Source organism: Microbacterium binotii (assembly GCF_021398715.1).
Classification (GTDB): Bacteria; Actinomycetota; Actinomycetes; order Actinomycetales; family Microbacteriaceae; genus Microbacterium; species Microbacterium binotii_A.
The window spans coordinates 1,224,411-1,242,141 of the sequence record NZ_CP090347.1 but is presented as its reverse complement, the minus strand read 5'-3'; the positions used below and the strand labels follow the sequence as shown (position 1 = coordinate 1,242,141).

General features: G+C 70.8%; 21 protein-coding genes. 6 read left to right on the top strand and 15 right to left on the bottom strand.

Annotated elements, in window-relative coordinates; translation table 11 throughout:
* Positions 1-185: 185 nt before the first annotated feature.
* Together LXM64_RS06265 and LXM64_RS06260 are read right to left on the bottom strand one after the other, a co-directional pair.
* Positions 186-1,346: a helix-turn-helix domain-containing protein gene (locus LXM64_RS06265; protein WP_234075081.1), complete on the bottom strand. Its 1,161-nt coding sequence runs from the start codon at positions 1,344-1,346 to the stop codon at positions 186-188.
* A gap of 81 nt (positions 1,347-1,427) precedes the next feature.
* Positions 1,428-2,282 (bottom strand): helix-turn-helix transcriptional regulator, encoded by an 855-nt coding sequence (locus LXM64_RS06260; protein ID WP_234075080.1) that lies wholly within the window; start codon positions 2,280-2,282, stop codon positions 1,428-1,430.
* Positions 2,283-2,471: 189 nt separating this feature from the next.
* Here LXM64_RS06260 and LXM64_RS06255 point away from each other — a divergent pair, with 189 nt between their 5' ends.
* Positions 2,472-3,521, top strand: a complete 1,050-nt coding sequence (locus LXM64_RS06255; RefSeq protein WP_234075079.1) for a Dyp-type peroxidase — start codon at positions 2,472-2,474, stop codon at positions 3,519-3,521.
* A 17-nt stretch (positions 3,522-3,538) separates the two neighbouring features.
* A complete protein-coding gene (locus tag LXM64_RS06250; RefSeq protein ID WP_234075078.1) occupies positions 3,539-4,339 on the top strand; it encodes a family 1 encapsulin nanocompartment shell protein in 801 nt (266 codons plus the stop codon).
* A gap of 5 nt (positions 4,340-4,344) precedes the next feature.
* Here LXM64_RS06250 and LXM64_RS06245 read toward each other — a convergent pair whose 3' ends face one another.
* From LXM64_RS06245 to LXM64_RS06235, 3 genes are read right to left on the bottom strand one after another with little or no spacing between them, the layout of a single operon-like run.
* Positions 4,345-4,932: a TetR/AcrR family transcriptional regulator gene (locus LXM64_RS06245; protein WP_234075077.1), complete on the bottom strand. Its 588-nt coding sequence runs from the start codon at positions 4,930-4,932 to the stop codon at positions 4,345-4,347.
* Between the two features lie 36 nt (positions 4,933-4,968).
* A complete protein-coding gene (locus LXM64_RS06240) occupies positions 4,969-6,672 on the bottom strand; it encodes an ABC1 kinase family protein (RefSeq protein WP_234075076.1) in 1,704 nt (567 codons plus the stop codon).
* Positions 6,673-6,677: 5 nt separating this feature from the next.
* A complete protein-coding gene (locus LXM64_RS06235) occupies positions 6,678-7,223 on the bottom strand; it encodes a PadR family transcriptional regulator (RefSeq protein ID WP_137417445.1) in 546 nt (181 codons plus the stop codon).
* Positions 7,224-7,363: 140 nt separating this feature from the next.
* Between LXM64_RS06235 and LXM64_RS06230 the strand changes: the two genes are divergently transcribed.
* Positions 7,364-8,005: a hypothetical protein gene (locus tag LXM64_RS06230; protein ID WP_234075075.1), complete on the top strand. Its 642-nt coding sequence runs from the start codon at positions 7,364-7,366 to the stop codon at positions 8,003-8,005.
* Positions 8,006-8,024: 19 nt separating this feature from the next.
* Here LXM64_RS06230 and LXM64_RS06225 read toward each other — a convergent pair whose 3' ends face one another.
* From LXM64_RS06225 to LXM64_RS06215, 3 genes are read right to left on the bottom strand one after another with little or no spacing between them, the layout of a single operon-like run.
* Positions 8,025-8,573, bottom strand: a complete 549-nt coding sequence (locus tag LXM64_RS06225; protein ID WP_234075074.1) for an HNH endonuclease signature motif containing protein — start codon at positions 8,571-8,573, stop codon at positions 8,025-8,027.
* The gene (locus tag LXM64_RS06220; RefSeq protein ID WP_234075073.1) at positions 8,510-8,974 is read right to left on the bottom strand and encodes a hypothetical protein; all 465 of its coding nucleotides are present in this window, start codon (positions 8,972-8,974) and stop codon (positions 8,510-8,512) included. Before LXM64_RS06220 ends, LXM64_RS06225 begins: the two co-directional genes overlap by 64 nt.
* Positions 8,975-9,014: 40 nt before the next feature.
* Entirely contained in the window at positions 9,015-9,851 is an 837-nt protein-coding gene (locus LXM64_RS06215) for a helix-turn-helix transcriptional regulator (RefSeq protein WP_234075072.1), read from the bottom strand.
* 140 nt (positions 9,852-9,991) lie between these two features.
* Between LXM64_RS06215 and LXM64_RS06210 the strand changes: the two genes are divergently transcribed.
* Positions 9,992-10,936 carry an SDR family oxidoreductase gene (locus LXM64_RS06210; protein WP_234075071.1) on the top strand — a complete coding sequence of 315 codons (945 nt, stop codon included), beginning with the start codon at positions 9,992-9,994 and terminating at the stop codon, positions 10,934-10,936.
* On the opposite strand, the gene LXM64_RS06205 is transcribed toward LXM64_RS06210, so the two are convergent.
* Positions 10,933-11,337 (bottom strand): VOC family protein, encoded by a 405-nt coding sequence (locus LXM64_RS06205; RefSeq protein WP_234075070.1) that lies wholly within the window; start codon positions 11,335-11,337, stop codon positions 10,933-10,935. The genes LXM64_RS06210 and LXM64_RS06205 overlap by 4 nt on opposite strands.
* Between LXM64_RS06205 and LXM64_RS06200 the strand changes: the two genes are divergently transcribed.
* Both LXM64_RS06200 and LXM64_RS06195 read left to right on the top strand, forming a co-directional pair.
* Positions 11,320-11,763 carry a helix-turn-helix domain-containing protein gene (locus LXM64_RS06200; protein WP_234075069.1) on the top strand — a complete coding sequence of 148 codons (444 nt, stop codon included), beginning with the start codon at positions 11,320-11,322 and terminating at the stop codon, positions 11,761-11,763. The two genes, LXM64_RS06205 and LXM64_RS06200, sit on opposite strands and share 18 nt — an antisense overlap.
* Positions 11,764-11,795: 32 nt before the next feature.
* A complete protein-coding gene (locus tag LXM64_RS06195; protein ID WP_234075068.1) occupies positions 11,796-12,344 on the top strand; it encodes a dihydrofolate reductase family protein in 549 nt (182 codons plus the stop codon).
* On the opposite strand, the gene abc-f is transcribed toward LXM64_RS06195, so the two are convergent.
* The 6 genes from abc-f to LXM64_RS06165 all read right to left on the bottom strand — a co-directional run bounded on the left by abc-f (position 12,331) and on the right by LXM64_RS06165 (position 17,693).
* Positions 12,331-13,971 (bottom strand): ribosomal protection-like ABC-F family protein, encoded by a 1,641-nt coding sequence (gene abc-f, locus LXM64_RS06190; protein ID WP_234075067.1) that lies wholly within the window; start codon positions 13,969-13,971, stop codon positions 12,331-12,333. The two genes, LXM64_RS06195 and abc-f, sit on opposite strands and share 14 nt — an antisense overlap.
* A gap of 27 nt (positions 13,972-13,998) precedes the next feature.
* Positions 13,999-14,847 carry a transposase gene (locus LXM64_RS06185; RefSeq protein ID WP_234075066.1) on the bottom strand — a complete coding sequence of 283 codons (849 nt, stop codon included), beginning with the start codon at positions 14,845-14,847 and terminating at the stop codon, positions 13,999-14,001.
* Positions 14,848-14,908: 61 nt separating this feature from the next.
* Positions 14,909-15,493: a TetR/AcrR family transcriptional regulator gene (locus LXM64_RS06180; RefSeq protein WP_234075065.1), complete on the bottom strand. Its 585-nt coding sequence runs from the start codon at positions 15,491-15,493 to the stop codon at positions 14,909-14,911.
* A complete protein-coding gene (locus tag LXM64_RS06175; RefSeq protein ID WP_234075064.1) occupies positions 15,490-16,230 on the bottom strand; it encodes an SDR family oxidoreductase in 741 nt (246 codons plus the stop codon). The genes LXM64_RS06180 and LXM64_RS06175 overlap by 4 nt, the downstream gene beginning before the upstream one ends.
* Before the next feature lie 224 nt (positions 16,231-16,454).
* Complete coding sequence (locus LXM64_RS06170; RefSeq protein ID WP_234075063.1) at positions 16,455-17,120, bottom strand: alpha/beta fold hydrolase; 666 nt, start codon at positions 17,118-17,120, stop codon at positions 16,455-16,457.
* Positions 17,121-17,231: 111 nt separating this feature from the next.
* Positions 17,232-17,693, bottom strand: a complete 462-nt coding sequence (locus LXM64_RS06165) for an aromatic ring-opening dioxygenase LigA (protein WP_234075062.1) — start codon at positions 17,691-17,693, stop codon at positions 17,232-17,234.
* Between the last annotated feature and the right edge of the window lie 38 nt (positions 17,694-17,731).

Here is a 17,731-nt window from a genome sequence, read left to right as displayed (position 1 = left end):
CCGCATCCCGCTCGAACACGTGCACCTGCTCCGACACCACCCGCCACACGCCCTCGTCGACTGGCCCTCGAAGAGCGCCGCCGTCTGCCCCCAGCCGTGCAGCATGACGAGAGGGACGCCGTCTCCGCCGGTGTCCGATACACGCAGCCGCACGCCGTCCGAGGTCGTGACCACTGCGCCTGCCATCAAATCCTCCCCGAGTGCTCCCAGTAGGCGGCGAGTTTCAGCGCGAGATGCAGCGTGCTGCGCGACAGGCCGTCATCGAGCGCCTCGCGCACCGGTTCCGGCATGTTCTCGAGCCGGTAGTAGAGCGTGGTGCGGTGGATGTGCAGCACATCGCAGACCTCTCGCACCCGGCCCGCACCGTCGAGGAACGCTTCGATCGTCTGCCGACGCAACGGGTCGGTGTCATTCAGCAGCACGTGCGCCGCCGGCGAGAATCGGGCGAGCCTGCTCGGGTCGGCGATGATGTCGGAGATCAGCAACCAGGGTCCGATCTCCTCCGCAGCGGCCCGACCGCCCAGCGAGGGGAGCACCTCGGCAACAGCGGCAGCGGCGATGGCGCGATCGGCGACCTCGCGCAGGTCGTTGTCCTCGCGCGTGAGGCTGGCGGAGCCGATGGCGCGAAGGAGCACGTCCGCCGCGGCCGTCTCGGCGGCGATCGCCGCATCCGTCGCGTCGGTGTCGGACGCGTGCCCGAGAAAGAGCAACGAGGCACCGTCCTCCCCCAAGAAGGTGAGGCGCACCCCGGGAAGGCTCTCCAGCGCCCGCCCGAGCGCCGCCCGCTGCACCACGCCGGTGTCGTAGCCGACGGACACCGCGCGCACCACACTGCCCGGTCCCCGCTCGACGCCATAGGACCGCACCGCGGCGGTGAGGGCCTCGCGGCGGGCGAGCACATCGGCGGCCAGCAGCTCGCGCATGACGGTGGCGCGGACGGAGACCGTGGCCGTGCGCGAGTGGGTGACCAGCAGGTCGCGTGAGACGGCGACGGCCGCGTCGATCGCGCGGTAGTCATGCTCGGTGAGGGCAGGCATTCCTCCCGTGATGAGCCACAGGACACCCACCGGCTCGTCGTCGCTCCAGATCGGGATGGCGAGCCGTTCGCGGGCGTTGAAGCGCGTCAGGTCGATCGTGAGCGGTCGGCGCGACTGCAGCAGGCGCAGGCTCTCCAGGTACGCCCGCTCTTTCGGCGCGGTCTGGCGGCGAAGAAGGGCGCGCGCCCGGACCTCGTCGATCTCGTCGCCCTGGGCGGAGGCCGCGACCGGACGATAGGCGAGGTCGTTGATCACGACGGAACGTCCGAGGGTCTCGGCCAGTTCGTCGACGACGTCTTGCAGGTTCATCGCGGAAGGCCCGCTCGGACAGGGGAGGACGCGGGGGGATACGTCATGGGTGCTCCTTCGTGAGGATCGACACCCGGAACGCTACCGAGGGGGTTGCAGGGGTTGGGAGGCCCCGGTAGTACCACTTTCCGCCGCAGTCAACCGCTCGACGAGCCGTGAGAAGACGGTGGCCGCCAGCGACCGCGGCGGCGCCGCCATGACGGTCATGATGTAGCCCGGGAGGGAGCGCACGCTGAAGTTCTGGATCTCGACGTCGAGCGTTCCGAGACCTTCGACGATGATCGAGATCTGCGCGTCCTCCGGCCCCGACACGTCGTGACGTTCCCAGATGCGCACGAAGTCCTCGTCTTTCGAGAGCTCCTCGATGATCTCCTTCAATCGGGGCGAATCCGGATCCGCATCGCGGCGGAGGGTCGCGACGGCCGCCCTGGTCATCGATTCCCACTGATCGAGCGTGCGCTTCATCCGGTCGTTGAAGAGGTTGATCACGACGTTCTGCCCGGCCGCCAGTCCGCCGAACCCGAACGCCGCCGCGAGCGGGTTTGCCACGACGACGTCGCGGTGACGGTCCGACATGTACGCGGGTGTATGCGTCCACTGCGCCAGCACGCGCGCGATCTGGTCCGCGACCGCCGCGTCCTCCGGAGCCGGCAGAGCGGGAGCGCCTGCGGCGAGGCGTCCGAGGTAGGCGCGGGATTCCGCGTCAAGACCCAGGACACCCGCGAGCGCGCCCAGCACCTGGTCGGAGGGGCGAGCGCCGCGCCCCTGTTCGAGGCGGAGGTAGTACTCGGCGCTGATGCCGGCGAGCTGCGCCACCTCGTCGCGACGCAGTCCGGGTACACGCCGGCCCGGGGCGCGCTCCAGGCCCACCTCTTCGGGTTGGCGGACATTGCGTCGGGCGCGCAGATAGTCGCCCAGTGCGCGTTCTCGTTCCATGATTCTTCCTCCCCGCAGAGAAGAATGTACGTGATGGAGCGGGCGCTCCACATCCCCGCGGCGACTCCGCCCCGACGGAGATCCCGCCGGGTGTCGGGCGGATGTTCGTCGGGTGTCGGAGCGCTCCCACGCCGGGCGAGGCCATACTGACGATGACGGTGCTCTCCTGGGCCGTCGGAAGGGAACCCGATGGCAGAGAACGTGCGCCGCGCCGACCCCTCCTCGTTCGTGCCGGGAGCCGTGCAGCAGTTCGGCTCGCCACTGTCGACGCATGCCGTGTTCCTGGTGCTGCGCGTGGCTGCCGGAGCGGAGGCACTCGACCGCGTTCGCGGAGTCCTCGCGGACCTCTCGGGCACGATCAAGGCGGTCGCCTTCCGCGATCCCTCTGCGACGCTCACCTGCACCGTTGGCATCGGGAGCGAGATCTGGCCGCGGCTCGTGGGCACACCGCGTCCCGCGCAGCTCCGACCGTTCGCGCCCATCGTCGGCGAGGCGCACACGGCACCGGCGACGGCAGGCGACCTGCTCTTCCACATCCGCGCCGATCGCACCGACATCTGCTTCGAGTTCGAGCGGCAGCTCATGGATGCGCTCGGCGACAGCGTGACGACCGAGGACGAGACGGCCTGCTTCCGATACTTCGACCGACGGGATGTGCTCGGATTCGTCGACGGTACGGCCAACCCGGTCGGCGAGGACATCGCCGACACCGTGCTCGTCGGTGACGAGGATCCCGCCCACGCCGGCGGCACCTACATCGTGACGCAGAAGTACCTGCATCCCCTCTCCGCCTGGCGCGCGCTGCCGACCGAGGTGCAGGAGGCGATCATGGGCCGGTCAAAGGCGGACAACATCGAGCTCGACGATGCGACCACCGGCCAGAAGGCGCACAAGACGCTGGCGACCATCGTCGACGACGAGGGCGTCGAGCACGACATCCTCCGCGACAACATGCCGTTCGGGCGCCCCGGCGCCGCCGAGTTCGGCACCTACTTCATCGGATGCTGTCGTGATCTCTGGGTGATCCAGCGGATGCTCGAGCGCATGTTCATCGGCGACCCGCCCGGGCTGCACGACCGATTGCTCGACTTCTCCTCCGCGGTGACAGGCAGCGTGTTCTTCGCGCCGCGTCCCGACGTGCTGGACGGACTCGACGACCCGACGCAGACGACCCCCGCCACACCTCAGCCTCCCGCGCCCGTCGCGGACTCCTCGCTCGGCATCGGCGGGCGCTTCTGACGATCGGAAGGACTCTCATGGATCACCTCTATCGCGACCTCGCGCCCATCACCGACGCGACCTGGGACACGCTGGACGACGAGGCACGCACCCGACTGCAGCCGGCCCTGGGCGCCCGGCGGCTGGTCGATTTCGTGGGCCCACTCGGCTGGCAGCACTCGGCGACCGCTCTGGGCCGCGTCGGCACGAGCTTCTCGACGCCGTTCGCGGGCGTCACCGGCCGTACCCGCCAGGTGCTGCCGCTCGCGGAACTGCGCGCGGACTTCGCGCTGTCGCGCAGCGAACTCGACGACGACGCCCGCGGCGCCGTCGACACGGACCTGACTCCCCTGGATGAGGCGGCCGTCGCGCTCGCGAGCGCGGAGAACGCCGCGGTCTTCCACGGCTGGGACGCCGCCGGGTTCGTCGGCATCATCCCGTCGTCACCGCATCCGCCGCTGAGCGGCGCCGGAGCGCCGGGCCGGCTCGCTCCCCTGGTGGCCGATGCGATCGCCACGCTGTCGGGCGCCGGGGTCGGTGGCCCGTACGGCCTCGCCGTCGACACCGCGACGTGGACCGAGGTCTCCGGCGGGAGTGACGCGGGCGGCGCCGTGCTGCAGCGTCACCTGGAACGCATCCTCGGCGGTCCGGTGACCTGGACGCCCGGCATCACAGGCGCGGTCGTGGTGAGCCTGCGCGGCGGCGACTTCATCCTGGAGTCCGGTCAGGACATCTCACTCGGATACACCGCGCACAGCCGCGATGCGGTGGAGCTGTACCTGATCGAGAGCCTGACCTTCCGCGTCGCGACGCCCGAGGCGGCGATCGCGATCCGCTGATCCGATCAGGCGGCGAGCACTCCCGACGCGGCGAGCGCCACCTGCTCGCTCATGCGAGCGAGCTCCCCCTCGTCGCGGCCGATGCGCCAGAGCTGGATGAGTGACTGGGACAGCGCGACGACGTTGGCCGCCGCGGCGAGCACGTCCTCGTCGGATCGGTCGCGACCGGTCGCCTCTGCCAGAGCATCGGCCATGCGCTGCTCCATCCGGGTCAGCGTGCCGGCCACGATCCGCGCGATCTCCTCGTCGGATCCGAACTCGGCGATCGTGTTCAGCATGAGACAGCCGCGACGGTCGGGGTGTGCCGCACAATCGGCGCGCACGGCGGCGAGGTAGGAACGGACGGTGTCCGCCACATCCTGCCCCGGAGCGAGGGCGGCGTCGACGAAGTCGAGGCGGCCGGCACAGTAACGCCGGAAGATCACCAGGAACAACGCCCACTTGCTGCCGTACGCCTGGTAGAGACTGCCGTTGGCCACCCCGGTCGCGGCCGAGAGATCGGTCAGAGCGGACCCCCGATAGCCGTGGACCCAGAACTGTTCGGTGGCCGCATCGAGGAAGAGCTCTTCGTCGAAAGATCGGGCGCGGGGCATGGCCACCACGGTATCGTGCGTCCGGCGGTGGTCGGTTCAGCGCCTGCCGAACCAGCCGGCCAGCACGACGTGTCCGAGCGGCAGCAGCGAGAGCAGCATGAGGACCGAGCCGAGCACCTCGTCGGATGGCCGCAGGAGGACGCCCGCGATGAGGGTGCCGGAGAAGATCACGCCGCTCACCGCGCGCGTCGCCAGCTTCTCGGTTCGCGCGAAGCGTCGTTCGAGACGCGAGAAGTCGACCGTGAGGCGTCCCTCCTCCAGGCGCGTGATGAGTGCGTCCGCGCGCCGCGGCAGTCCGGCGGTGATGGCGGCGACCGATGCCACCTCGCCCAGCATGTCGCGCATCAGGTTGCCGCTCTCGGCGCGCAGGAGTTCGGATGCGTAGGGTTCGACCGCATCCCAGACGTTGAACGCCGGGTCGAGCGTGCTGCACACGCCCGACGTGATCGACATCGAGCGGATGATGAGCAGGAAGTTCTCGGGCAACTGGAACGGCATCTCACGGGTGACGTCGCCGAACTGCTCGGCGAACTCACGGAACTCCCGCGGATCGACATCGCGGAGCTCCGCGAACCCCATGCCGCCGAATCGCGCGAACAGGGTGCTCATGGCGCGTTCGAGCTCCACGGTGTCCGCGTCCGGCAAGAGCACGCCGACCCGGGCGATCCCCTCCACCAGGCGCTTGCTGTCGCGCGCGGCGACGGCGATCAGGAGACCGCGGAGTCCGTCGCGCAGGGTGTCGGGCACCTCCCCCATCATCCCGAAGTCGATGAACGTCAGCCGGAAACCCCCTTCCACGGCGGCGTCCGGTGTGACGAAGACGTTGCCGGGGTGGGGGTCGGCGTGGAAGAACCCGCGACGGAACAGCTGGTCGAACATGACGCGGGCGAACAGGGTCGCCACCGCTGCCGGATCGATGTCCGCTGCGCGGAGGGCGTCCGCATCCGAGATCTTGATGGCGGTGACGTCCGCCAGGGTGAGCACGCGGCGCGTGACGCGCTCCCACACCACGACGGGTGCGTCGACGCGCGGATCCTCGGCGACGTCGGCGGCGAAGCGCTCCGCCCACGCCGCTTCGTGGAGGTAGTCGGTCTCGGCGAGGCTGGTGGCAGCGAACTCCTCGACCAGCGCCGGCGCGTCGACACGCTCCGACACGACGCGGATGCGGCGCAGCCAGCCGCCCACGCGGCGAAGCGCGGCGAGGTCGACCGCCACGATGTCGTCGATGCCGGGACGCTGCACCTTCACGACGACCTCGGCGAACCCGACCTCTTGCGCGAGGTCGTCGTGCAGGCGCGCGCGATGCGCCTGGCCGAGTGAGGCTGCGGCGACGGGTGCTGGTTCGAAGCGCGCGTACGCGCGTTCGAGCGGCATCCCCAGCTCCGCCTCTGCGGCGGCGCGGATCGCCGCGAACGGGAGCGGGGGAACCTCGTCCTGCAGGCCCTCGAGCTCCTTCGTGATCTCGGGCGGCAGCACGTCGAGGCGGGAGGACAGGAACTGCCCGACCTTGATCATGAGGCCGCCGAGCTCGAGCGCGAGTGCATGGAACCGACGAGCCAGCCGCGTCATCCGCTGCGGCTGGCCGCGCTTCGCCACACGCGTCAGGCCCAGGCGTGGCAGGACGAGCTCGAACCACCACACCTGGACGAGGGCGCGCGCGGCGAAGCGGATGATCCGGTTGTAGCGTGCCCGAGTATCGGTCACGACCGGGTCCGCTCCGCCGTCACCTGCGGACGGCACCGGGTTCAGTCCTCGGCGAGGATCGCGTACAGGCGTCGACGCGTCTCGCCGAGCGCGTCGACGGCCGCCTGCACCTGCTCCGGCGACCCGGTGCGGGCGACCTGAGCGACGACCTGCGCGAGCTCCATGCCGGCCTTCGGCAGCGCCGTCATGCGCCCGCTGTCGCGCATCCCCGGCGCCTCCCAGGGAGCGTCGGACTCGGCTGCTTCCTCCGCCTCGGCGGCACCCGCTTCGGTGAGCGAGTACGTCTTGCGCCCGCCCGCTTCCTCGGCGACGATCAGGCCCTCGTCGGCCAGAAGCTGCAGTGTCGGATACACGGAGCCGGCACTGGGCTTCCACGCACCACCGCTGCGCTCGGCGATCTCACTGATGATCTGGTAGCCGTGCATCGGCTGCTCTGCGAGGAGAAGCAGGACGGCGGCACGGACATCGCCGCGGCCGACCCGGAAGCCGACGCGCTTGTCGACCGAGGACCGCATCTGCTCCATGGCGTCCCAGAGACTTCCCGGCAGCCCGCCACCGAATCCTGCACCCGCGAATGGATTGCTCATCGTGACCTCCTCAGATCATGAACGATATTTCACGATATATCGTTCACGGCAGGGATGTCGCTGTCCTCAGAAGACTCCCAGTAAGGCACGAGCCGCCGATTCCCGTTCTGCGCGGTGAGCGTCCGGCTAGCGTGGACGACATGAGACGCTCGCTCGCCGCCCTCTCGCTCGCCGCTGCCGCAGCGCTGCTCGCCGCCTGCACCGCCACCGTTCCGGCCGCCGCACCCGCTCCGAGCGAGACGACGACGGCGACCGCGCCCTCCAGCGCGGACGACCGGCTCATCGTCGGCATCCAGGCCGTCGCCTATGCCCACGACGGCGACACCACCGTCGTCTCGTACACGGAGTCGCAGCAGCTGCAGGACCTCCTGCGCTCGATCAGCGATCAGGATCCGGAGCAGGCGACGGTCGATGGCCCTCCCGGATACGACATGCAGATGACGCGCTACGACTACGGCGGGATCTCAATCCTGTCGGGCTCTGACGGCCGAGCCAGCATCACGGTCGAGACCGCGACCTTCCACGGCGTCCCGGTGACGACGCAGGAGGGCATCGCGGTCGGCTCGACGCGGGCGGACGCGGTGGATGCGGGAGCCCGCGACGGCTATGACCAGAACGGCGACGGTGTCGCGGACTGGCTTGATCTCGGTTCCGTGGAGATCTCCGGGACCCAGTCGCTGGTGAACCCCGGATCCGTCGGCATCCAGTTCGTGATGCTCGGCCTCGACGGCGACACGGTGCGCGAGCTCCAGGCACCCGCCAACGACTTCTCGGATCTCTGATCCGCGCGAGTCGAACTGCTCAGAACGGGGGCGCCCCGCCCTCGGGCGCGCCGGACACCCTCCCCACGGATGCGGGGACGAAGCGGGGTGTTCGTCGCTCCGGTTCGACGCGGTAGCGACGACCTCCCGGTGATGTCCAGATGATCACGCCGTCGGGGTGTTGTCGTGTCTGCCAGCCACCGTGGTGCTTGACGGTGTGGTGCCCCTTGCACAGCGGGGTGAGGTTGTCGGCGCGCGTCTCGCCGCCGTGCTCCCACGCGACGGTGTGATCGATCTCGCAGCGAGCGGCGCACATTCGGCATCCAGGCGCGGTGCAGCGTGCTGCCCGCCACCGCACGAGGCGTTGCAGGTCAGCGGGCGGGCGATACCGCGTGCGCCCCACGGACAGCACGACGCCCGTCTCCGGGTGGGTGAGCACTCGCATCCAGCCGTCCGCGGCTCCGCAGAGGGTTCGCGCGGTGCGGATCGGGATGGGCCCGACGCCGTCGAGCTCGGCCGGCGCGCTCACCGCGGCGTCGTCGTCGAGCAACGACAGCACCGGCACGGTGACGGCGACCGTGGCGCGCACGCCGCGCACCGCCTCGGGATGTCGACCAGGATGCGGGCGTGCTGCTCGGTGATCGCGCCGCGCCCCCGTGCATCGAGCACGCGGTCGTAACGCTCGGTGAGTGCGACCGCCTGCGACACCAATCGCTCGGCCGTCGACTCGGTCACACGCAGCGCCTGCGAGATCTCGAGCCGGAACGAGCGCTCGGCGATGCCACGGTCTCCCCCGCGCGAGGCCGACTCGACGAGTGCCGCCGACCGCGCCTCGGCGATCGCGACCGCCCGCTGGGCGGCGAACGACGACACGAGCGATGCCATGCCCACGACCTGGTCGATCAGATCGGGCTCATCGAACCCGGACGGCGGCGCCTCCCACGACCGCGCGATGCGGCGGTCGTCGTCGAAGGTGTCGTCCTCGTCCATACCTTCACGCTAGGCGGGACCTCCGACATCGCGTCCCGGCTCAGAGCCCCGCGCCGATGACGGACAGAAGCCGCAGCTTCTCCGCGCTCTCCGACCCCGGCGCAGCCGTGTACACGAGGAGGGAGTGCGACTGCGCCGGGTCCAGCAAGGTCTGACATTCGAGCTCCAGCGGCCCGAGTTCGTGATGAACGAACCGCTTCGTCGATCGCGGGCGCACCCCGACTTCGCCCCGCGACCAGACGTCGCGGAACTCCGGGCTCCGCCCAGCGAGCTCGGCCACCATCCGCGACGCACGGGAGTCCGGACCGCGACGGGTGACGATCTCGCGCAGTCCAGAGGCCCACAGCCGAGAGAGGAACTCGTGTTCATCGGGGTCGTAGAGCCGGCGGGCGGCCGGATCCGTGAACCAGCGGTAGCCGATGCTGCGGGCCGAGCCCGCCAGCGATGCCGTGTCTCCGGTGAGGGCGACACCGAGCGGCGTCTGGCGGAGTGTCTCACCGAGCTCCGTGACGATCTCGGCCGGTGTGTCGGTGAGCCGATCGAGGATCCGCAGCATGCCGGGACTGACGTGTTCGCCCGAGACACCGGCGACCGGAGGGTGGTGGCCCGCCAGGAGGAAGAGGTGGTCGCGCTCGGCGAGCGTAAGGTGCAGACCCTGCGCGATCGAGGCCACCATCTGCGCCGACGGATGCGGACCCGTCGCCCGCTCGAGGCGCGCGTAGTAGTCGGTCGACATGTGGCAGAGCGCTGCGACCTCTTCCCGGCGGAGCCCGGCGGTACGCCTGCGGCTCCCGCGAGCGAGCCCCACGTCGTCGGGCTGCAATGCCTCGCGCCGTCGCCTGAGGAAGGCGGCGAGCGCCTCGCGATCGATCTCCATGCGCCCTTCCTACCGTGATGCGCAGCTCGCAGCCACGGACCGTCGGTCCACCCCAGGCGTATGCGAGACGTGGATCGAGGGGTCCTGGATGACGCCCGCGGTGGGCGCGATGCTCGGATCACCCCGACCGAGGAGCCCCCATGACCCCCACCGTCCCCCACCTCGACGTTCCCGACCTCACGGGCCGGCGCGCCCTCGTGACCGGCGGCAGCGACGGCATCGGCCTGCGCATCGCCGCCCGCCTCGCTCGCGCCGGTGCCGAGATCGTGCTGCCCGTCCGCAATCGCACCAAGGGTGATGCGGCGGCCGCCCGCATCCGCTCAGACGCGCCGCGCGCCCGCGTGAGGCTGCACGACCTGGATCTGGCGTCGCTCGCATCGGTGGCCGCGCTCGGCGAGGAGCTCCGAGCCGAGGGTTCGCCGTTGCACCTGTTGATCAACAACGCCGGTCTCATGTCGCCACCCTCGCGGCAGCTCACCGCGGATGGATTCGAAGCGCAGTGGGGCACCAACCACCTCGGCCACGTCGCCCTGGTCGCGGAGCTGCTGCCGCTGCTGCGCGAAGGACGGGCGCGGGTCGTATCGCAGATCAGCGTCGCCGCGGCGAGCGGCCGCATCCGCTGGGACGATCTGAACGCGGAGCGCAGCTACGACGCGATGACCTCTTACCGACAGTCGAAGATCGCGCTGGGGTTGTTCGCCCGCGAACTGCAGCGGCAGAGCGTCACCCACGACTGGGGCATCGTGAGCGTCCTGTCGCACCCCGGTGTCGCGCCGACGAGCCTGCTGGCCGCCCGGCCCGAACTGGAACGCGACGCCGACACGGGCGGCGTGCGCCTGATCCGGTGGCTGTCCGCTCGCGGACTCTTCGTGGGGACCCCGGAGTCGGCCGCGCTCCCCGCCCTGCTGGCGGCGACCTCCCCGGATGTCGTCGGCGGCCACCTGTTCAGCCCGTCGGGTCCGGGACGTGTCGGCGGCGCGCCGACCGAGCAGCGCCTCTATCGCCCGCTCCGTGACGACGACGACGCCCGACGCGTTTGGGCCGTGTCTCAGGAGCTCACCGGAGCGACGTTCCCGACCGGCTAGACCGCGCCGCCGGGCGGGTTGTGCATGAACTCGATGCGGATGCCGTTCGCGTCTTCGAGGAACGACGCGTAGTACCGCTGGGTGAACCGCGGGTACTCCTTCGGAGCCCGCACCGGTGTCCAGCCCGCCGCGACGGCGATCCCGTGCAGACGCTCGACCTCGTCGCGCGAGTCGACGGCGAAGGCCAGGTGCTGCCACCCGACGCGCCCGTGCACGTGAGGGCCGGAACCGGTCTCGCGCGGAGGCATGAGGATGAGTTCGGTCTCACCGTCGCGCCACCAGGAGACCGACGTGTCGGCATCGGCCCGCGTGTAGCCGAGTGCGGCCATGATCGGATCGAACTGCACGGTCGCGCTCGGGACGTCCTCGACGGTGATTCCCAGGTGATCGAAGATCGGCATGCGTCGATCGTCGCAGCATCCGCCGACACGGCACACGAGGACCTGCTGCGACAATGGATCGTCGGCGATCGGAAGGCCCCTATGAAGCTCGAACACCTGGTGCGGTTCGTCGCTCTCGCCGAGCATCTGCACTTCCCGCGCGCGGCGCAGGCGCTGGGGGTGCCGCTGCCGGCGCTCTACAGCGCCGTCGACAAGCTCGAGGAGGAGGTCGGCCAGCCGCTCGTCATCCGCGAGACCCCCACCCGCCTCACCCCCGCCGGCACGCTCCTGCTGGAGGAGGCGCGCTCTCGCATCGCCGACGCGCCCGCCGCGGCGACACGGCCGAAGGCCTCCGGGGGCGGCAAGGCGAAGGCGTCGAAGGGCAAGGGCCGCGCCCCCATCGTGAAAGGGCAGCCCAAGCCCTACAAGAAGCGTCAGGGGCGCTAGCCGCGCGCGCCCGACCGTCCTACCCTGACGCCATGGGCCTGCTGCGCTACTCGATCAACGTCACGCTCGACGGGTGCGTCGATCATCGCTCCGCGATCCCGGATGAGGAGCTTCACCGGCGCGCGGCCGAGTACATCGCGCGGGCGGACGTCCTGCTGTTCGGTCGTGTGACCTACGAGATGATGCAGGATGCGTGGCGACCGCCCGCATCCGACGCGCTCCCCGACTGGATGAAGCCGTTCGGACGCACGATCGACGCCGCCCGCAAGTACGTCGTGTCGAGCACGTTGGAACACGTCGATTGGAACGCCGAGCTCGTGCGCGGCGACCTGACCACCGCCGTCCAGGAGCTGAAGCGCGACGCGGACATCGCGACGGGCGGCGTGATGCTCCCCACCGCCCTCGCCGCGGCGGGCCTCATCGACGAGTACGAGTTCGTCGTGCACCCGCGTGTCGCCGGTCACGGCCCGAGGCTGTTCGACGGACTGACGACACCGCTGGAGCTGCAGCTCACCGAGCGGATCGAGTACGGCTCGGGTGCCGTGGCGTCGCGGTACGTCCCCCGCGCTACAGCTCGGTGAGCTTCCCGGCCTCGACACGCCAGTTGCGGTCGGTGTCGACGGCCGCGAGCATGCGGCGGTCGTGCGTCACGAGCAGGAGTGTCCCCTCGTAGGACTCCAGCGCCTGCTCGAGCTGCTCGATCGCGGGCAGATCGAGATGGTTCGTCGGCTCGTCGAGCACGAGCAGGTTCACGCCCCGCGCCTGCAGCAGCGCCATTCCGGCGCGCGTGCGCTCCCCCGGCGAGAGCTCGTCCACCGCCCGCGTGACGTGGTCTGCCTTCAGCCCGAACTTCGCGAGCAGCGTGCGCACCTCGGCGGCGGCCATCTCCGGCACCAGGTCGCCGAAGGCCTCCGCGAGCGGTCGGGCGCCGGACAGGAGCGCCCGGGCCTGATCGATCTCGCCGATCTGCACGTTGGCGCCGAGGGCGGCGCGCCCCGCATCCGGCGTCTGACGACCGAGCAGCCCTCGCAGGAGCGTCGACTTGCCGGCGCCGTTGGGTCCGGTGATGCCGATGCGCTCACCCGCATTGACCTGGAGCGAGATCGGACCGAGAACGAAGTCCCCCTGGTGGAACTCCGCGTCCGAGAGAGTCGCGACGACCGTGCTGGAGCGCGGCGCCGAACCGATCGTGAACTCGAGCTGCCACTCCTTGCGTGGCTCCTCGACCTCCTCCAGCCGGGCGATGCGGCTCTCCATCTGGCGCACCTTCTGCGCCTGCTTCTCGCTCGACTCCATCGACGCCTTGCGCTTGATCTTGTCGTTGTCGGGCGCCTTCTTCATGGCATTGCGCACGCCCTGGCTGGACCACTCCCGCTGCGTGCGGGCACGCGCGACGAGGTCCGCCTTCTTGTCGGCGAACTCGTCGTACTTCTCGCGCGCATGCCGACGTACCGTCGCCCGTTCCTCGAGGTAGGCGTCGTAACCGCCCCCGTAGAGCCGGTTTGTGTTCTGCGCGAGATCGAGCTCGAGCACCCGGGTCACGCAGCGCGCGAGGAACTCTCGGTCGTGGCTGACGAGCACCACGCCGCCACGCAGCCCTCGCACGAACGTCTCGAGCCGTTCGAGGCCGTCCAGGTCGAGATCGTTGGTCGGCTCGTCCAGCAGCACGATGTCGAATCGGCTGAGCAGGAGAGCCGCGAGACCGACGCGCGCCGCCTGGCCGCCCGAGAGCGACGTCATGAGCGCGTCGGCGTCGAGCTGGAGCCCGAGGTCCGCGAGCACCGCCGGTACGCGCTCCTCGAGGTCGGCCGCGCCGCTCGCGAGCCAACGCTCGAGGGCCGTGGCGTACGCGTCGTCCGCTCCGACGGCATTCGGGTCGGCAAGCGCGGCGGCGGCCGCATCCATCTGCTCCGTCGCCTGGGCGCAGCCCGTGCGGCGCGCGATGTACGCCGCCACGGTCTCGCCGGCCACGCGCTCGTGCTCCTGCGGCAGCCAGCCGACGAAGGCGTCGGCTGGTGCGAGCGAGACGCTGCCGCCCTGCGGCTGATCGACGCCGGCCAGCAGCCGCAGCAGCGTGGACTTGCCGGCGCCGTTCGCGCCGACCACGCCGATGACGTCACCCGGCGCGACCGTCAGTTCGACGCCCTCGAACAGGGTGCGATGGCCGTAGCCGCCGGCGAGGTGATGGGCGACGAGCGTTGCGGTCATCCCTTGATTCTCGCAGGCGGACGTGGGTCAGTCCGGCACCGCGTCGCGGGCGCGCTCCGCCTCTGTCGCGGCGGCCTTCGATGCGGATGCGGCCTCTCGCAGCCGTTCCTCGCGACGGGCGAGCTCCTTACTCGCTGCCTCCTCGTCCGACACGAGCCGCTCGAGCTGCGCGCGAACCTCGGCGACCCGCTCGCGCGCCAGGTCGGCGTGCTCCCGCGCCTTACGCTCGGCGGCCTCGGCGGCGACCCGCTCCCGTTCCGCGGCCGTCGCGGTGCGCTCCGCATCCCGCGCGGCGCGTTCCGCGGCCTTGCGCGCACGGCGCACGGCGAGCTCGTCCGGATCGGATGCGGGGCGCGCGGCCGTCTCGCCGGGCGGGGAGCCCGCGACGACCTCCGCCGCGGCGAGGGCGTCGAGCGCCCCGGCGTCCAGCGGCTTGCGGAGGCGCCCGGTGAGGACGGCCGCGGCGGCGCGCTCGTCCATGACGGCCGCGTTGATCGTCTGGGCGACCGCCTCGCGGGCGGAGTCGGCGAGCGGGTGCCCCGCCTCCGCGGCGAGGGCCGCGGCACGCTTCGCCAGAGAGGAGACGAGCTGCTGGCGCTGGGTGCCGAGCCGGCGGAGCTCGCCCGCATCCAGATCGTCCTGCGCCTCGCGGAGCGCGGCGGCGAGTTCGACCGCCTCGGCCAGCTGCCCGTCGGCGACGAGGAGGTTCACGGCCCACGCAGCGACGACGGGCTTGCGCAGGGCCTTGATCCGCGCGGCGTCGGCCGCATCCGCTCTCGCCGCCTGCTCGTCACGGGCGGCGGTGAACGCATCGGGCGGTAGGCGGTACAGCGCCACGGCGACCTCGTCGACGGAGCTCCCGGATGCGGCGACCATGCGCCCATTCTGCCGCGGGGTCCGGCGCGCACGGGGTTGTTGCCTGGCGCGACGGCCGGGGTCACGCGCGGACGGGCCACCATCCGGGCATCAGACGCAGCACGCGGGACGCGGCGGCGTCCGCATCCGTGTCGTCTTCCTGCGTCCAGACGTCGAGGATGCCCACGAGGGCGCCGGCGATGAAGGCCGCGGCCTCGTCCTGGTCGCGCGCGATGCGCGGCGCTCCCACGACACCGGATACGGCGAAGTGCTCGAGAGCGAGATGCACCCGGTAGACCAGCCGCGCGCCGATCGCCGCGCGGAATGCACCGCGGGCCGATGAGGCGAACAGAGCCCGGTAGACGGGACGCTGTTCCGCCAGCATCTCCAGCAGGCTGCGCATGGCCACCAGGTACTCCCCCGCCGTCTCGATGGGATCGTCGCTCTCCGGGCTCACGGCGGCAAGCGCGTCGAGGTCCGCACTGAAGGTCACGACGGCGAAACGGTCGACGTCTTTGGCGTGCTTGTAGAACGTGGTGCGATGCACGCCGGCCTCACGGCAGAGCTCGGAGACCGAGATCGTGTCGAGAGGCCGGTGTGCGAGCAAGCGCACCAGCGCCGCACGCAGAGCGGCGCTGGTGCGGGCTTGCCGAGGATCGATCGTCACGCCTCGTAGTGTGCCAGCCCCGCGGTCTCCCCACCGTCGGCGACGAACTCGGCGCCGGTCGAGAAGCTCGACTCGTCGCTCGCCAGGAACAGCACGAGGTTCGACAGCTCGATGGGCTCGCCGACGCGGTGCAGTGCGACATGGTTCTGCGCCGTGTCGAGACCGTCGGTCATCGGCGTGCGGATGACACCGGGGTGGATGGAGTTCACCCGGATGTTGTAGCGACCGAGATCGAGCGCCGCGTTCTTCGTGAGGCCGCGCACGCCGAACTTCGCCGCGTTGTAGCCGGGCAACGCCTCGTATCCCTGGAGCCCGGCCGTCGACGACACGTTGATGATCGAGCCGGCGCCGCTGCGCTTGAGCGCCTCGATCGCCGCCTTGATGCCGTAGAACACACCGGTGAGGTTGATCGCGATGATCTGATCCCACTGCGCGAGCTCGTAGGTCTCGATGGATCCGAAGGTCGCGATGCCCGCATTGTTGACGACGATGTCGAGACGACCGAACGCGCTCTCGGCGAGGGCGACGGCGGCCTCCCAGTCCTCATACTTCGTGACGTCCAGATGCACGTAGCGTGCCCCATCGCCGAGTTCTGCGACCAGAGCCTCGCCTTCCGCATCCAGCAGATCACCGATGACCACCTGCGCGCCTTCCTGCACGAGCAGCCGCGCGTGCGAGGCTCCCATGCCTCGAGCGCCTCCGCTGATCAACGCGACCTTTCCACTGACACGTCCCATGTGGAACTCCTTTCGACATACTTACGCTACATCTGTCGATTAGTTGCAGGGCCGGATCGCCCGAACTCCTGCAGAACCGAATGCGGCCGCCACCGCGGCGCCGCACACGCACGGATTGCAGGAGTTCGGGCGTGGGACGACCCTGCTCTCGGCAGCAAGGAAGCGGGAACGCCGAAGGGCCGGGCGTCCGCAGACGCGCCGGCCCTTCGTCGAAGGATGCGGGCTCAGTCCCAGTCGAGGTAGTCCTCGATCGCCCACGACACGGCACCGGTGTGGGTCGCCGGGAAGAGATGCTTGCCGCCGTCGACGTTCACGACGCTCACCAGCTCGGGTGCCGAGGCGCGCAGGTCCTCGCCGTTCGAGGGGGGCGTGATGCGGTCGTCCGCGCCCTGCACCACGAGCACGGGAACACCGGCCGCCAGGGCGGGGAGCTCACCGAGCGCCTCGCGGGCGGCGCGCTGCAGGCCGTCGACCTCGGCGTCGCGAAGCTCCTCCGGGGCGGCGGAGAGATCGAGCTCGTCGGAGCCGGCCGCCCCCTCGACGCCGAGCAGCAGGACGCCGTTCACGCGGTCGTGGTGGTCGATAGCGACCAGGCGCGCGACGGTGCCGCCGAAGGCGTGCCCGCCGATCCACGCGTGGTCGATGCCGAGGTGGTCCAGCACGTCGACGACATCCTGTGCGAGCTCGTGCAGCGAGACGGCCGCTTCCGTGGGGCGACGCGTGCCGATGCGCACGACGCGGAAGTCCTCCTGTGCGACGGAGTGCCCGAGGGCCTCGAGGTAGCCGATGTTCAGGCCCTGCGCCGGCAGCAGGACCAGGCCGGGGCCGTCGCCCTCGACCGCGAACGGGATGGCGCGGCCGTCGGGCTCAAAGATCTGGGTGTCCGTCATGCGGGAGTCCTCTCGCGGAAGGCGGGATCGAGACGGCGATCGGGAACCGGGGCACCACGTGCCAGAGCGGTGATCGCCTCGGAGAATTTACCAGCCGCGAATGCGGTCGCCTCAGTGCCCGGCGCGCCGCAGCTGCCCGCCGACCACCACGAGCAAGGCGCCCATGCCGGCGGCGAAGGCTGAGACGCCATAGGCCAGCACGGACGTGAACAGCGAGGTGCGCAGGGCGGATGCGGTGGACAGGGCGGCACTCTGCTTGCGCAGGTCGGTCTCCTCCTGACTCCCCTTCTCGACCTTCTGCAGGGCCGCGCTGATGTCGGCGTAGGTGCGACCACCGGCACCGCGCTCCGCGTTGCCCTTGATGACCTGCGCCTCGATGTAGGCGCTGACCGGGCCCTGCACGGGCGCCCCGGCGAGCGCGGGCGCGTTCGCCGGCACGGTGATCTTCTCGGCGCGCAGCTGGCTCGTGACCGTGACCCACGCCGCGGCGCCCGTGGCGGCGAAGAGTGTGCCGGCGGCGACGGCGAAACCGCCTGCGCGACGGACGGAGGAGAGGTCGGAGCGCGTGCTCATGCGGGTCCTTTCGACGGAGACTGTGGTGTGCATCATCC

Bases quoted from the DNA above. Each gene is read 5' to 3' on its own strand.
- LXM64_RS06265 (WP_234075081.1), bottom strand. From the start codon at position 1,346: ATGAACCTGCAAGACGTCGTCGACGAACTGGCCGAGACCCTCGGACGT.
- LXM64_RS06260 (WP_234075080.1), bottom strand. From the start codon at position 2,282: ATGGAACGAGAACGCGCACTGGGCGACTATCTGCGCGCCCGACGCAAT.
- LXM64_RS06255 (WP_234075079.1), top strand. From the start codon at position 2,472: ATGGCAGAGAACGTGCGCCGCGCCGACCCCTCCTCGTTCGTGCCGGGA.
- LXM64_RS06250 (WP_234075078.1), top strand. From the start codon at position 3,539: ATGGATCACCTCTATCGCGACCTCGCGCCCATCACCGACGCGACCTGG.
- LXM64_RS06245 (WP_234075077.1), bottom strand. From the start codon at position 4,932: ATGCCCCGCGCCCGATCTTTCGACGAAGAGCTCTTCCTCGATGCGGCC.
- LXM64_RS06235 (WP_137417445.1), bottom strand. From the start codon at position 7,223: ATGAGCAATCCATTCGCGGGTGCAGGATTCGGTGGCGGGCTGCCGGGA.
- LXM64_RS06230 (WP_234075075.1), top strand. From the start codon at position 7,364: ATGAGACGCTCGCTCGCCGCCCTCTCGCTCGCCGCTGCCGCAGCGCTG.
- LXM64_RS06220 (WP_234075073.1), bottom strand. From the start codon at position 8,974: ATGGACGAGGACGACACCTTCGACGACGACCGCCGCATCGCGCGGTCG.
- LXM64_RS06215 (WP_234075072.1), bottom strand. From the start codon at position 9,851: ATGGAGATCGATCGCGAGGCGCTCGCCGCCTTCCTCAGGCGACGGCGC.
- LXM64_RS06210 (WP_234075071.1), top strand. From the start codon at position 9,992: ATGACCCCCACCGTCCCCCACCTCGACGTTCCCGACCTCACGGGCCGG.
- LXM64_RS06205 (WP_234075070.1), bottom strand. From the start codon at position 11,337: ATGCCGATCTTCGATCACCTGGGAATCACCGTCGAGGACGTCCCGAGC.
- LXM64_RS06195 (WP_234075068.1), top strand. From the start codon at position 11,796: ATGGGCCTGCTGCGCTACTCGATCAACGTCACGCTCGACGGGTGCGTC.
- abc-f (WP_234075067.1), bottom strand. From the start codon at position 13,971: ATGACCGCAACGCTCGTCGCCCATCACCTCGCCGGCGGCTACGGCCAT.
- LXM64_RS06185 (WP_234075066.1), bottom strand. From the start codon at position 14,847: ATGGTCGCCGCATCCGGGAGCTCCGTCGACGAGGTCGCCGTGGCGCTG.
- LXM64_RS06175 (WP_234075064.1), bottom strand. From the start codon at position 16,230: ATGGGACGTGTCAGTGGAAAGGTCGCGTTGATCAGCGGAGGCGCTCGA.
- LXM64_RS06170 (WP_234075063.1), bottom strand. From the start codon at position 17,120: ATGACGGACACCCAGATCTTTGAGCCCGACGGCCGCGCCATCCCGTTC.
- LXM64_RS06165 (WP_234075062.1), bottom strand. From the start codon at position 17,693: ATGAGCACGCGCTCCGACCTCTCCTCCGTCCGTCGCGCAGGCGGTTTC.